General features: G+C 44.4%; 9 protein-coding genes. 6 read left to right on the forward strand and 3 right to left on the reverse strand.

The genetic code is table 11. The annotated features are described in order from the left end of the window. Positions 1 to 182 precede the first annotated feature (182 nt). Together fabF and acpP are read right to left on the reverse strand one after the other, a co-directional pair. Positions 183 to 1436 carry a beta-ketoacyl-ACP synthase II gene (gene fabF / locus QUA58_RS25815; protein WP_333257632.1) on the reverse strand — a complete coding sequence of 418 codons (1254 nt, stop codon included), beginning with the start codon at positions 1434 to 1436 and terminating at the stop codon, positions 183 to 185. A gap of 97 nt (positions 1437 to 1533) precedes the next feature. Then, entirely contained in the window at positions 1534 to 1788 is a 255-nt protein-coding gene (gene acpP / locus QUA58_RS25820) for an acyl carrier protein (RefSeq protein WP_293185403.1), read from the reverse strand. A gap of 437 nt (positions 1789 to 2225) precedes the next feature. Between acpP and QUA58_RS25825 the strand changes: the two genes are divergently transcribed. From QUA58_RS25825 to QUA58_RS25835, 3 genes are all read left to right on the forward strand, one after another. Continuing rightward, positions 2226 to 3131, forward strand: a complete 906-nt coding sequence (locus QUA58_RS25825) for a CoB--CoM heterodisulfide reductase iron-sulfur subunit B family protein (RefSeq protein WP_333252130.1) — start codon at positions 2226 to 2228, stop codon at positions 3129 to 3131. A gap of 386 nt (positions 3132 to 3517) precedes the next feature. Beyond that, positions 3518 to 4684 (forward strand): chloride channel protein, encoded by a 1167-nt coding sequence (locus QUA58_RS25830; protein ID WP_333396823.1) that lies wholly within the window; start codon positions 3518 to 3520, stop codon positions 4682 to 4684. A 459-nt stretch (positions 4685 to 5143) separates the two neighbouring features. Then, the gene (locus tag QUA58_RS25835; protein WP_333396786.1) at positions 5144 to 5326 is read left to right on the forward strand and encodes a hypothetical protein; all 183 of its coding nucleotides are present in this window, start codon (positions 5144 to 5146) and stop codon (positions 5324 to 5326) included. Here the strand turns inward: QUA58_RS25835 and QUA58_RS25840 are convergent. Further along, on the reverse strand, positions 5268 to 10607 hold the full coding sequence (locus tag QUA58_RS25840) for an AAA family ATPase (RefSeq protein WP_333396788.1): 5340 nt from the start codon (positions 10605 to 10607) through the stop codon (positions 5268 to 5270). The two genes, QUA58_RS25835 and QUA58_RS25840, sit on opposite strands and share 59 nt — an antisense overlap. 794 nt (positions 10608 to 11401) lie before the next feature. Between QUA58_RS25840 and QUA58_RS25845 the strand changes: the two genes are divergently transcribed. The 3 genes from QUA58_RS25845 (at position 11402) to glmS (ending at position 14171) form a co-directional block, all read left to right on the forward strand. Next, positions 11402 to 11590, forward strand: coding sequence for a hypothetical protein (locus tag QUA58_RS25845; protein WP_333252126.1), 189 nt, complete (start codon positions 11402 to 11404; stop codon positions 11588 to 11590). 103 nt (positions 11591 to 11693) lie between these two features. Then, the gene (gene psaC, locus QUA58_RS25850; protein WP_015175986.1) at positions 11694 to 11939 is read left to right on the forward strand and encodes a photosystem I iron-sulfur center protein PsaC; all 246 of its coding nucleotides are present in this window, start codon (positions 11694 to 11696) and stop codon (positions 11937 to 11939) included. A gap of 309 nt (positions 11940 to 12248) precedes the next feature. Next, positions 12249 to 14171, forward strand: coding sequence for a glutamine--fructose-6-phosphate transaminase (isomerizing) (gene glmS, locus QUA58_RS25855; protein ID WP_333396791.1), 1923 nt, complete (start codon positions 12249 to 12251; stop codon positions 14169 to 14171). The last annotated feature ends 21 nt before the right edge of the window (positions 14172 to 14192 follow it).

The raw sequence follows: 14192 nt of genomic DNA on the forward strand, positions 1-14192 counted from the left end.
CTATCAATGGCTAAGTTTTAGTCTGAGATTGACATAAAGCGCTCCTAGTAATAGGGGCGCTTTTTGTTTGGGGAAAAATTTTTTTAGAGAGTTCTTTCTTCCTTAAAGACACATTATTCATCAAAATTAAAAGGTGAAAAAATAATTTTTCACCTTTTAACTCTCGACTTTCGGATTAGCCGTTACGGAACAAACTTTTTGAAGGCCAGCGTCACGTTGTGGCCGCCAAACCCAAAGGAATTGGACAGCGCTACATCAACTTTTAGATCGCGACTTGTATGCGGAACATAGTCCAAATCGCACTCAGGATCGGGATTCTCCAGATTGATTGTCGGCGGGATTTTGTCGTTGGCGATCGCCATTACCGCCGCCACCGCTTCAATTCCCCCAGAACCGCCCAAAAGATGGCCGGTCATTGACTTGGTAGAACTAATTGCTACTTTGTAAGCGCTTTCGCCCAAAACCTTCTTAATCGCCTTCGTTTCAGTAGAGTCGTTGGGAAGCGTACTCGTGCCGTGAGCGTTGATATAACTCACCATATCCGGTGTCAAACCAGCATCCTTGAGCGCTAAAGCGATCGCCCGCGACGCACCCTCGCCCCCCGGTACTGGGGATGTCATGTGATACGCATCGCAGGTTAAACCGTAGCCGACGATTTCTGCGTAAATTCTCGCGCCGCGCGCCAGAGCGTACTCCATTTCTTCTAAAATCAGAATGCCAGCGCCTTCGCCGACGACAAAACCATCACGATCGCGATCGAACGGACGGCAAGCATGAGTTGGGTCATCGTTGCGAGTCGAAAGCGCCCTCGCCGCAGCAAAACCCGCCACACACAAAGGAGTTACCGCAGCTTCCGTACCACCGCAAATCATCGCTTGCGCGTAACCGCCCTGAACCATACGAAACGCATCGCCCACCGCATTTGACCCCGCAGCACAAGCCGTCACCGTGCAAGAGTTCGGCCCCTTAGCGCCCGTTTGAATTGCCGTCAGGCCTGCTGCCATATTCGCAATCATCATGGGAATCATAAACGGGCTGCATCGATCGGGGCCGCGAGTCAAATAGATCTCTTGCTGGTCTTCCAAAACCTTCAGCCCGCCAATGCCAGTGCCAAGAATGACACCCACCTGTTCTGCGTTCAGGTCGTTAATCTCAAACTTTGCATCAGCCAGAGCTTGTTTGCTCGCTGATACCCCAAATTGAGCAAAACGATCCATCCGCTTTGCTTCCTTGCGCTCTAAATAGTCGTGCGGGTCGTAACCCTTCACCTCTCCAGCAATCCGGCAGTCGTGCCGCGACGCATCGAATAAGGTGATCGGACCGATGCCATTCTTCCCGGCAAGCAACCCGTCCCAATATTCAGACAATGTATTGCCGATCGGTGTAATCGCGCCGAGACCCGTGATAACAACGCGCTTACGCTCAAAATTTGTCATGATTTCAGTTTCAAAAAATTAAATACCCAGAACGCAGAACAAAAGAGGAGTTTTCAGTTTTCTAACTTCTCTCCTCTTAGGGGAAAAGACAGGTATTTTATGCTTTTGGAGCTGCAAGTTTGCTGCTGATGAAATCTACAGAAGCTTGAACCGTAGTAATTGCTTCGGCTGCTTCGTCGGGAATTTCAATATCAAACTCTTCTTCCAAGGCCATGACCAGCTCTACTGTATCTAAGGAGTCTGCTCCTAAATCGTTAGCAAAGTTGGCTTCGGGCTTGACTTCGGTCGGATCGACTTCGAGTTGATCTGCCACAATTTTCTTGACTCTAGCAAAAATGTCGTCTTGACTCATAACATTGTCTCCTCATTGGTTGCTGCGTATCTAATCTTATCCGAAAGGGGGATCTGCAAGAAAAAGGCTGGCCGCTTTTCTAAGTGACACGAGGGAGGGGGAGAGGGGGGAGAGAGGGGGAGAGGGGGGGAGAGGGGGGAGAGAGGGGGAGAGGATTTTTGCTCAAGTCATCGAAATATAGAATTTAAATGTAGTACCAACTTACTCATAACCATTTTAGATTTTAGATTTTAAATTTTATATTTTAGATTGAAATGACTTGGTGGATATGGGTTTTAAGTTTTCCTATAGTTGCATTTATTTGTGAAACTGGTACAAATTCCTTGAGAAAAGCTGACAATTGACCGCTAGCTAGGCGGTAATACGGTAATCATGAAGAAGAAATTCGATCGCTCTTGTCCATTGTCCCGAACCTTGTCTCCCCAGCAAAAACGACTATGCCATCCCAAACTCTCAAATATGCTTATTTTCCCGGTTGCGTAGCCCAAGGGGCGGCCCGCGAACTTTATCTGTCTACAATGGCACTGACTCAAGCTTTGGGCATTGAACTGGTGGAACTCAAAAAAGCTTCCTGCTGCGGTTCTGGTACTTTTAAGGAAGATTCGCAGTTGCTCGAAGATACTGTCAATGCCCGGAATATTGCTTTAGCCGAGCAACTGAATCTGCCTTTACTCACCCATTGCAGCACTTGTCAAGGGGTAATCGGTCATGTGGACGATCGCCTCAAGCAATCTCAGAAGACCGATCAACCTTACCTCGAAAAAGTCAACGGTTTGCTGGAAAAACAAGGCTGTTCGCCCTACCAAGGCACTACCGAGGTAAAACATCTGCTGTGGGCGATCGTTGCAGATTACGGCCTGGAGGAAGTGCAGAAGCGAGTCACCCGCAAGCTTTCCGGTTTGAAGTGCGCCTCTTTTTACGGATGCTATCTGCTGCGAGCTCAGGATAAGCTGCTTTACGATGACCCGCATCAACCGGAATCGATGGAAAATGTGTTTCGGGCGATCGGCGCAACTCCGGTTTACTATCGAGGGCGGACGCAGTGCTGCGGCTGGCCGCTGGCGAGTTATGCCACTAACCAATCTTTTCAGATGGCTGGAAAACACATTCAAGATGCTATTGACAATGGCGCTGATTGTATGGTAACTCCTTGTCCGCTTTGTCATTTAAATTTGGATTCGCGGCAGCCGGAGGTGGAAAAAGCGATCGATCGCAAATTGGGTTTGCCGGTGCTGCATCTCCCACAATTGGTGGCTTTGGCTTTGGGTGTGGAGCCCAAAAAACTAGGACTCGATCGGCATATTGTTTCCACTAAGCCGGTGTTAGAAAAATTAGGCTTTTAGTCGATCGATTTGCACCAGTTTGCAGCAATACTAATTATCAAAAATTTTGCAACAGTTGGTATAGGGGCTGGCTCACCCAAATCCTTGCTACAAGCCAGAATCTCAAATAACAAGTCCTTACAACTGTTGCACAAGTTTGGGAAATCAGCATAAATACTTGAGTTTTTACTCAAATCAAATCCGGTTAGATCGGAATTATACAGAGCCCGCGAGCCGAAAGCCCGATCGGGCTCATACATTTTTGAGTCAATACAAGATACAGACAAAAAAACAGTATACTATTATACAAAATAGTTTTAAGACTTCCTAACTTCCTAGTTAGAGACAAAGAAAAAACAATGAAACGAAACCCAATAAATCTCACACGTTCGGTATTAATATGGGCAATGCTAGGAATAATTTGTGGTTTATTTGCTGCAAGTTATTGGATATGTTTGTCTTACCTGATGCGGGGATTTGAAAATGTTAGTGGAGGTTCTCTACTAATCGTCATGCCCCTTGCTGGTTTGCTCATCGGTTTGATCATTCATTGGCTGGGAAATCCTGGAGAAATTGGGTTGATTATTGACAACATTCATCTCAAGGGTGGGCGATTACCAATGAATGAAAATCCTTCGATGATTCTGTCGTCGCTACTCAGTATTGCCAGTGGAGGCAGTGCTGGCCCAGAATCGCCAATGGTGCAAGTCACAGGTTCAATTGGTACCTGGTTAGCCGATCGCTTTAATTTAAGCGGAGAAGCACTACGAACTTTGAGTCTTGCTGGGATGGCATCTGGTTTTACAGTTTTGTTCGGCGCTCCTTTAGGCGGTACTTTTTTTGCTTTAGAAATCCTGCATCATCAGAATGTTGTAGAGTATTTTGAAGCAATATTGCCTGCGGTAGTGGCAAGTTGTGCAAGTTACACCATCTTTGTCGCAATTACTCAGCTTGGACTTGGGCCTACCTGGAATTTTCCTCAGTACAATGTGGAAAGCCTTTATGACTTTGGCGCAGCGATTGCTTGTGGAATCGTAGGGGCGATTATGGGGTGGTTTTTTATCGCTGTATTTCGCAGTGTTGGTCGCTTGTTTGATTCGATACGCAGTCCCATTTATGTGCGAACTACTTTAGCCGGACTAGCACTTGGTGGTTTCTCAGCTTACTTTCCGCTCACACGTTTCTTTGGGGAACATCAAATAGAAAAAATTGTTGAGGGAAACTTTTCTTTGACATTTCTCTTGACTTTAGTTGTTGTTAAAGTATTGGCCATTAGTGTGACCATCAATGGGGGCTGGCGAGGAGGAATAATTATTCCGCTATTTTTTATAGGAGCCTGTTTTGGAAAGGCAATCACCATCATGAATCCCATCGGATCGAATGAGACTTTGGCAATGATTTGTGTAATGGCTGCTCTGAATTCAACGGTTACTCGCACTCCAATTAGTACAACTCTGCTCCTCGCGAAGTTGACAGGGTTAAGCACTTTTACACCGATTTTATTTGCTAGTCTCGTGGGTTTCTTCTTGGCTCCACGAGTTCCCTTCATTACCTCACAGCATAAAGTGGATTAACCAAAGGCTAGAAAGATTTTAGGTAATTGCTCAAGCTTCCAGATTTATCGGTGGAGCAAATCTAAAATCTAAAATCGACTGACTGTGGCTTGATGGAAATCTTGAATGAAGAGCGGTTGCAGGGAAAGGGGAGCCCCATAATGAAAATCAGGGGTTTCAAGTAAGGAATCGCTCAATCCTGGGCACTACCTGCATAAAAACACAGTGGGGTGTGGGAACATAACATCTTCCCCTTTTTCTGCAACCCTACCCCCCGCACACCCCATTCTCGATCGTCCCAACCTCAATGACTTTCCTGCAGTCGGACTCGTCAATATTCCGAAGATTATAAGACTGACCCATTGACAAAAAACGTTATCTATGTATTCTCGATCGTACCATCACTGAATCGGTTTGCCAAAATATGCTCGCGGACAACTAAAGTGAACAGATTCCTCCCGTATATTGCAAGGATTTTTTGTGAGTGAAGTCAATGATTGCTGCATTCCCGGAAACGGCTCACCGGAGGCAGTTAATCGTGAAGTTCGCCAACAGTATCGATTGCTACTCAAACCCCGATTTCAAGATTTGAGCGATCGCATCCTTAGTCCCGATCGCCCTGAGTGCAGCGCTGCTGATAAATTTGAGCCGCTTTATCTGTAGGATTGTGGCGCAGGCACTCAGCAAATAATCGCTCAGCATCTCTAAGCTTTTGGCAATGGTAGAGTATCAAAGCTTCTTCAAATCGCGTTCTTGTGTCTAGTTTGCCCTCATAAGTCTCAGGCGGATCCGCATCGAAAACTTCAAACATCGATACCGCTTTTGATTTTCCCTTAACTTTTACGCGATCGATCAGACGGATAGCATACTGGTTAGAATCTGACAAAGACACGAAAGTGTAGTTACTAATTAACATCGAAATTCCATATTGTTTAGTCAAGCTTTCTATCCGCGAGGCTAAATTCACTGCATCGCTAATCACCGTGCTATCCATCCGGTTTTTTCCCCCCACCGTACCGAGTATTAAAGAACCTGTATTGATGCCAATACCAATCTTAATCGGCACGTATCCAGAAGCGGTGCGATGTTGATTGTATTCGCTAAGACGATGCAGCATATCAATTCCTGCTTTCACTGCATTATCTGCCTCGCCACTAAATAGAGCCATAATTGCATCGCCAATATATTTATCAATAAATCCTTGATTTTCAGTAATAGCTGGCTCCATTTTAGACAAATAGGCATTAATAAATTTGAAATTGTCTTGAGGGTTCATACTTTCCGATAAAGTTGTGAATTCACGAATATCGGAAAATAGTACCGACATCTCCTGTTGAACTTGGTCGCCTAATTTAACATCAATAATGCTCTCTCTATTCAAAATTTGGAGGAACTGGGAGGGGACGAAGCGCTCAAAAGCCTGATTGAGTTCGGTGAGATTATTGTAGAAGCGGGCATTTTCAATAGAAATTGCTGCCTGAGAAGAAAGCAGATTTAAGAGTTCTAAGCGCTCTGGAGTAAAAGCCTCTATGGTTAGATTATTTTCTAAATAGATAATTCCTGCCAGTTTACCTTGATGTTGGAGCGGGAAGCATAAAATTGATTTAGGCTTATGTATTATGATATAGGGGGAATGAGCAAATTTAGGGTCATTAGCAGCATCGCTCAAGACGACACTTTCCCGCGTGCGAGCTACATAGTTAACAATTATATGAGAAATTAAAAGTTGATCCCCTGGTTCCCCGACAGACTTGATAGGGATGGACTGCAACACAGTCACAGCCTCTTCATCCACAGAACCCTCAGCTTCAATCAGCAATTTCCCCTTAGTTTCCAGAATTAGAAAGCCCTTTTGCGCTCCGGCATTCTCAATAATAATCCGCATCAATTTTGCCAGTAATTTATCTAGCACAATTTCTTCCGATAGGGTTTGCGAAGCTTTCATAACTGTGGTCAAATCCAGCTCAAAAGAATTGCTCCTGCCAGTTGTGGTAGGCATCGTAGATACCGTTATTCTATCTATTCCCCGGGTTGAGGACGTTCTTTGTAATAACTGAGGATAGCGCTTATCTAAATCGTTCATTTTAGCTGTTGCGCCCCAGCGTTGGTAGCCATAGTGGGCTTCAATCATGTAGACTTTAGCAATCTTCTGTTTACCTTTCCCTAACCAAAACTTAGCGGCTAGTTCCGACGCTAGAGCTTCATTCTGCAAAAATTTATTTTCTCGGGCTGACTCGATCGCTTGGTCATACAAATCCTGCGCTTCCAGAGTATTGCCTGTAATTCGCGCCAACTCAGCTTCGATTAGCAGACGTTGATGAAGGTAGGTACTCGGACAATGTTTACTCCAGAGTTTGAATTTCTCAAGATTTGATTTAATCTTCTCCAGGTACAGTGCTTGTTTTTCAGCATCAGCCGAGTCATACCCCACGGATAAAGCTAGACAGTGATGAAAATGAAACGCCGGATTAATAAAAATCCCCGTCGCGCCTATCAAATATTTTTCGGCAGAGTTAGCATAGGCTATCGCCTTCTCATAATCTGAATGCCAGTTGGCTAAAGACAATTTACAGGCTAATTCTATAAATACTGTGAATAAATCATTTTTTTCAAGGCAAGACTTAATGATTTCCTTGGCATTCGGCCATAAGGATTCATCAAGAACATTCCAATCCTCAACAGGTTCAATCAAATTATAAATGGTCGCTTTAACCGCATAATAATATTGCACCATGTTGGGGTCAACTTTTTTTAAACCGGGTATAATTTTATCAATTTTTTCTGATAATTCTTTTAATGAATCAGTCCCCCAAAAAGACATGAACAAAAAGTTAATTGCACAATATCCTGCCCATTGATAGGCACCGTTTTCCACCCCGCTATAATAACCTCTCATTAAATGCTCTTTAGAGCGATCGAGATGTTCAGTATAATGGGAAACAAATCCTCCCCACATATTCAAAATTAATGCTTCATAACGCTTCATTTGATACTTTTCATCGTTCAATTTTAAGGCTAAATTTCCAAATTTATAGGCGGTTTCAAAATCTTGCGCTACAAAGGCAAGTGTTAACGAATAATAGATATACCCAACTGAAGAGTGAGGACTGTTCCCATAGGCGAGGGATAGCTCAATCATTTCTATGCCTAGGATGAACAGCAATCTCGACCCTAAAAAGTAAGAGGGAGGGACACATTCTCTCAGGAGTACCATAGCAGCAAGTTTTTCAGGGTCTTGCATTTCAGGAAGGTCTATAAAATCTTCAATTTTCCTAGCAGCGATCGTCTCATTAGCATGATTCACTGCTGCCATCAGTTCATCTGCTTCAGGAAACGCTTTCAACTTGATTCCCAATAGATCGAGGGTCTCTACTCCCAGATATAAGGAGGATTCCAAATCATTTTTCATTCGATATAAGGTCACTTTATATTCATTGACTTTACACCGATCCAACAAACTATTGATATGTTCAAGGGTTTCATCAAAAGTTGATAAGGCTTCGTCCCAGCTAGCCGTTAAATATTCTATTTCACCTTTTTCAAGGTGATATGAAAATGTCCGTTGATAGTCTTCCTCCCAGCTATTAGGGGGAGAAAGTTTCATCCCGTTTTTTATATAGATTAATGCGGGTTCATAGGCTGAAGAGAATTTAGCTTTTCTTCCAGCGATTAGATTCAAGTTGGCTAATTGTTCTCTTCCTCCTTTATCAACGATCAATGATTCTCCTTGGTTTAGGTGATTGACTACATCAAAAATTCTTTCTTCTAAATCATGATTTTCAAAACTTTTTAACAGAAGACGACCAATTTTTAAGTGAATTTCTTGTTTATTTTTTTCGTCAATCAGCGAGTAAGCTGCTTGCTGCACCCGGTCATGCAGGAATTTATAATCTTGAATTAACAGTTCTTCATCTAACTCGGATGTAGGCAAAATTAACCCGGACTGAACTGCTGCTCTTAGGTCTTTAGCAACTTCCGATGTGGATTTTTCACTGATGATAGAAAGGGTGTTTAAATCGAAATCAGCACCTACACAAGCTGCTAAACGTAAAACTTGCTGTGTAACTGGAGGCAGTTTCTTCAACTTGCCAATCATCAACTCCACCACATTGTCAGTAATTCCCTGAGCTTCAATGTTTGAAATATCCCACTGCCAGCCGTAACCTTCAAAATCAAAAGTTATCAGGTTTTCGGTATGTAGGGTTTTGAGAAACTCATAGACAAAGAAAGGATTGCCTCCAGTTTTATGCACTACCAACTCCGCCAAGGGTTTTACTGAAGAGGCATCACTGTGCAAAGTATCGGCAATTAACTGGCTAATATGCTTGCTATTTAAGGGAGCTAAAGTAATAAAGTTGACAGTTGCCCCCCCATTCCGTAGCCCATCAAGAGTTATCATCAACGGATGAGTGGGGGTGACTTCGTTATCTCGATAGGCTCCAATGAGAAATAGGTATTGTGTATCCGCATCCGTCATCATCAGGTCGATTAACTTGAGGGTAGCGGAGTCTGCCCACTGCAAATCGTCTAGAAAGATGACTAAAGGATGCTCTTTTGCACAAAATGCCCGAATGAAGTTCTGGAAAACCAGATTAAAGCGATTCTGGGACTCAGCGGGGCTTAATTCCGGCACGGGGGGTTGCTTGCCGATAATCAGTTCCACTTCAGGAATCACTTCAACAATCACCTGTCCATTGGAACCAAAAGCACCAAGGAGTTTTTCTCGCCAAAGGTTTAGTTGTGCTTCGCTTTCCGTTAACAGTTGGCGCATCAATCCGGCGAAAGCACTGACAATAGCTGAGTAGGGAATATTGCGCTGAAACTGGTCAAATTTTCCGGAGGTGAAATAGCCGCGCTTTTGAGTGATGGGTTTATGAACTTCTGCCACCAATACTGATTTACCGATGCCGGAATAACCTGCCACTAGCATCATTTCAGTTGTGCCTTGACTCACTCGGTCAAATGCTGTTAGTAAGGTTTTAACTTCTGAATCTCGTCCATAAAGCTTTTGGGGAATTTGAAACTTGTCGGAAATATCCTTAGAACCGAGAGGGAAATCTGCTATAATCCCATTAGCTTGTAACTGAAAGAGACATTCTTCTAAATCAGCTTTGAGTCCCCAGGTACTTTGATATCGTTCCTCTGCCATTTTCGCCATCAGCTTCATAACAATATCCGAAACGGCTTGAGGACAAGTTTCTCCCCTTTTGCTTCTCTCCCCCTCTGCTTCTCCTAAAAGATGAGGGGGTATTGGCTGTTTGGCGATATGACAATGCACCAGTTCCAACGCATCGGTACTTTCAAAAGGTAACTGTCCCGTAAGGAGTTCGTAGAAGGTAACGCCGAGAGAGTAAAAGTCAGTGCGGTAATCTAAAGAACGATTCATTCGTCCCGTTTGCTCCGGTGATATATAGGCTAAAGTGCCTTCTAAAACATTGGGATTTTTCAGTGTAGGATTTTCGCGGGTTAATTGAGTGGAGATACCAAAGTCGATGATTTTAATAATTTCTGTTGCTGGGTTAAGAACGATGTTGGCAGGATTAATATCTTTATGGATAATATTAGCAGTGTGAATCGCTCCTAATACCTCTGCTGTTTTTATGGCTAACTTGAGGAATTTCTCTAGTGATAAGACAGGCCCTGCACCTCCAGAGCCATTGAATAATTGTCTTAAGGATGATGCGCCAAAATCCTCTAAGATAATTACCAAACTTCTTTGATACGGTTCTAAGGCATAAGTTTTAACTACCCCATCTATGTTCAGATTGCGGGTGATTTCATATTCCTGCTTGTATCGAGTTAGTTCAGAGGGGGTGGGATAGTCTTGTTTCAGAACTTTGAGAATTACTGTTTTGTGGTCTTCTTCTCGAATTCCTCGATAGACAACAGAATTGTCACTTTCGTAAATTTGGGCTAAAACTTTAATTCCAGGAAGTCTAATCATGTTTGGCTCTCCATCTTTGGCAGTTATGAACGTTACGGGCGATGGTCAACGACTGCTGATTGTACTCGATCGCCTTTGCATAGTTGCCTAGGGAAGTGTAAACATTTCGCAGATTACCCAATGCTGCCCCCTCACCTTAGTGGTCTTTAATCTCTCGGTAGATAATCAATGTCTGTTGACAAGACTCAAGGCTTCTTGAAATTGACTTGTCTGACCCCACTGAATTCGTCGCTCCAACAACTTAGCATCGCAGCCAACAGGCTAGTGTTTTTTCTAATATTCCTGGGTCTACCGTACTTACTGTGCTAATTTGTTACAAAAATGCGCTTGCAACCCTTGTTTGGTCAGGCTTGTTGGTAATTGCAAACGTCAAAAACAGATTTTTTTATAGCCAGTTCAGGTATCATCGGCTTTCTGACTACTTAGACTAATATTTTGGCACACTAATTTGTACGGAAGACCCAGGAATCTGTTCACTTTAGTTGTCCGCGAGCATATTTTGGCGAACCGATTCAGTGATGGCACGATCGAGAATACATAGATAATGTTTTTTGTCAATGCGTAAGTCCTAGATTACCATTCTGCAAAGGCAAGCGGTATTACCCGGATCGGCTCATCGCACAGAAAGTAAAAACTCTATCCCCAGATTATGACCCAGATCCGGTTTAAAGTGGCACGGAAACTAACGAAAGCCGAAAAAGTGGCACTAGATGGGAAAACTGGATTTGTCGTGGTGGCAACTCGCGTTAATCGCGATTAAACGGTCAAACCCTTGGATGTAACGCTGTAAGAGTTTGGTCAAGAACTTTGAGCAGACTCTCATCAATGCTAATGCCAAACTCAATTTGTATTTAATCGGGCTGATGCTCAAACGGTTGGCGAATGAATACATCCCAAATGGGTTCTATAAGACTCCCAGCGTGAATAACTGTGAAGTTTTGTCGCTTTTTGGCGAAGTGCTTCCAGCCACTGCGGTAGACTAGCCTTTAATTCTCTGTGCAGGTTATAGCGGTGGCATCAAGCCGTCAAATCTTTTAACTCACAGAATCAGCAAATTTTTAGTGACTCGTTGGGAGCCTTTATTCAATGTCTCATTCAGTCAAAATTTACGATACTTGCATCGGCTGCACTCAGTGCGTCCGCGCTTGTCCGACTGACGTTTTGGAGATGGTGCCCTGGGATGGCTGCAAAGCAGCTCAGATTGCCTCCTCTCCCCGCACAGAAGACTGTGTAGGTTGCAAACGTTGCGAAACAGCTTGCCCTACCGATTTTCTGAGCATCCGGGTCTACCTGGGAGCAGAAACTACTCGCAGTATGGGTCTAGCCTACTAAATATCGATCGAATTGTCGATCGAATTACCGGCACAAGAGAGGGGGCGATTAAATTGCCCCCTCTCTTTTTGCTGCGACATCCAGCCAGCGGGACTAGGCCTTTGTGTAAGATGGAGCTTGCCCTAAAAATAGATTTTCTGGGTTAATCTCGATTTACGACTTACCCAGAAACCTGGTTTTTCTACCAAAAATCCTCTGTGGAGTCACCAAGAGTCAGCAAAAAAAACAGGTTTTTGGCAGATCGCCCATAAGTCCTCAATAATAAAACTGGGTTTTGATTACGATCGCTAAGCAGGAGTAGTACGTTAAATGTGCGGAATCGTTGGCTATATCGGCACGCAAGCAGCAAGCGAGATTTTGCTAGCAGGATTGGAGAAACTAGAATACCGGGGCTACGATTCAGCGGGCCTCGCTACCATCTCGGAAGGAGAAATTACCTGCATCCGAGCCAAGGGCAAATTGCACAACCTCCGGGAAAAGCTAGCAGAGATAGACTCTCCGGCTCCCATCGGTATCGGACACACCCGCTGGGCAACTCACGGCAAACCAGAGGAATATAACGCTCACCCTCACATGGATAATAACGGGCGAATTGCGGTAGTTCAAAATGGAATTGTCGAAAATTATCGCGAGTTGCGGAAAGAATTGAAAGCAAAGGGACATAAATTTGTCTCGGATACCGATACAGAAGTTATTCCTCATTTAATAGCTGAATTTTTGAAAGAAGCAAGAAGGGAGAAGGAAGAAGGAAAAGATAAAAAAACAGAAAAAATTGCTGATTTATCGTTTTTGGAAACTGTTTTAAATGCGGTAAATAAATTAGAAGGAGCTTTTGCGATCGCCGTTATCTGTGCAGATTTTCCAGAGGAAATAATTGTCGCCAGACAGCAAGCTCCTTTGGTGATTGGGTTTGGTGCAGGCGAATTTTTCTGCGCTTCCGACACGCCAGCCTTAGTATCTCACACCCGCACTGTTTTGTCCTTGGAAAATGGCGAATTGGCAAGACTAACTTCGATGGGAGTGGAAGTTTACAGCTTTGCAGGGGAAAGGCTGAAAAAAAGCCCGCGCATCCTTGGTTGGAGTCCGGTTTTAGTCGAAAAACAAGGCTTCAAACACTTCATGCACAAGGAGATTTACGAACAGCCAGCGGTAGTCCGAGCTTGTTTAGAGGCTTATTTAGACAGCGATTGGCAGCCGGGAAATCCGCGCTCTCCCATCAATCTCAACTTGCCCAAGGAACTTTGCGCCGATGTCGAACAAATTTCAATTCTCGCCTGCGGAACGAGCTGGCACGCCTCGCTAATTGGCAAATATTTGTTGGAACAATTAGCTAATATTCCCACTGCGGTGCAGTACGCTTCTGAGTACCGCTACGCGCCCGCACCGCTGACAGCAAATACTTTAACTATTGGGGTAACTCAGTCGGGAGAAACGGCGGACACGCTGGCTGCTTTGGGGATGGAACAGCAGCGCCGCGCTGGTTTTACCGATAAGTTTCGGGCGAGAATGTTAGGCATTACTAACAGGACTGAAAGTTCGATCGCCCACATGATGCCGCACGTCCTCAACACCCACGCCGGTATAGAAATCGGCGTTGCGGCCACTAAAACTTTTGTCACTCAGTTGATGGCATTCTATTTCTTAGCCTTGGATTTGGCGCACCAGCGGCAAACAATCAGCACCGAGAGATTGGCAGAAATTATTTCGGGTTTGCGCCAGTTGCCAGCCGAAATTGAGAAGTTTTTGGAGATTCAGGAACAGTATGTGGAGGAATTGTCCCACCAGTTCACGGAAACCCAAGATTTTATCTTTTTGGGGCGGGGAATTAACTTTCCGATTGCTTTGGAAGGGGCGCTGAAACTGAAGGAAATTAGCTACATTCACGCTGAAGGATATCCGGCGGGTGAGATGAAACACGGCCCGATCGCCCTTTTGGATGCGAAAGTGCCTGTAGTGGCGATCGCCATGCCCGGAAGCGTTTACGAAAAGGTGCTTTCCAACGCTCAAGAAGCCAAAGCGCGCGACGCCCGTTTAATTGGCGTTACGCCGAAGCAAGGTGTGGCGGAAGCCGATATTTTTGACCACATTTTGCCGGTGCCTTTGGTGGATGAATTGTTGTCGCCGATTGTGACAGTGATTCCGCTGCAATTGTTGGCTTATCACATTGCAGCCCGTCGGGGTTTGGATGTGGATCAGCCGCGCAATTTGGCGAAGTCGGTGACGGTGGAATAAGGGAAGTTCGGCAACGGATTC

Origin of the sequence: Microcoleus sp. N9_A1 (assembly GCF_036701795.1) — a bacterium.
GTDB lineage: Bacteria > Cyanobacteriota > Cyanobacteriia > Cyanobacteriales > Microcoleaceae > Microcoleus.

Coding starts and splice junctions, on each gene's coding strand:
- fabF (WP_333257632.1), bottom strand. CDS start 1,436: ATGACAAATTTTGAGCGTAAGCGCGTTGTTATCACGGGTCTCGGCGCG.
- acpP (WP_293185403.1), bottom strand. CDS start 1,788: ATGAGTCAAGACGACATTTTTGCTAGAGTCAAGAAAATTGTGGCAGAT.
- QUA58_RS25825 (WP_333252130.1), top strand. CDS start 2,226: ATGCCATCCCAAACTCTCAAATATGCTTATTTTCCCGGTTGCGTAGCC.
- QUA58_RS25830 (WP_333396823.1), top strand. CDS start 3,518: ATGCTAGGAATAATTTGTGGTTTATTTGCTGCAAGTTATTGGATATGT.
- QUA58_RS25840 (WP_333396788.1), bottom strand. CDS start 10,607: ATGATTAGACTTCCTGGAATTAAAGTTTTAGCCCAAATTTACGAAAGT.
- psaC (WP_015175986.1), top strand. CDS start 11,694: ATGTCTCATTCAGTCAAAATTTACGATACTTGCATCGGCTGCACTCAG.
- glmS (WP_333396791.1), top strand. CDS start 12,249: ATGTGCGGAATCGTTGGCTATATCGGCACGCAAGCAGCAAGCGAGATT.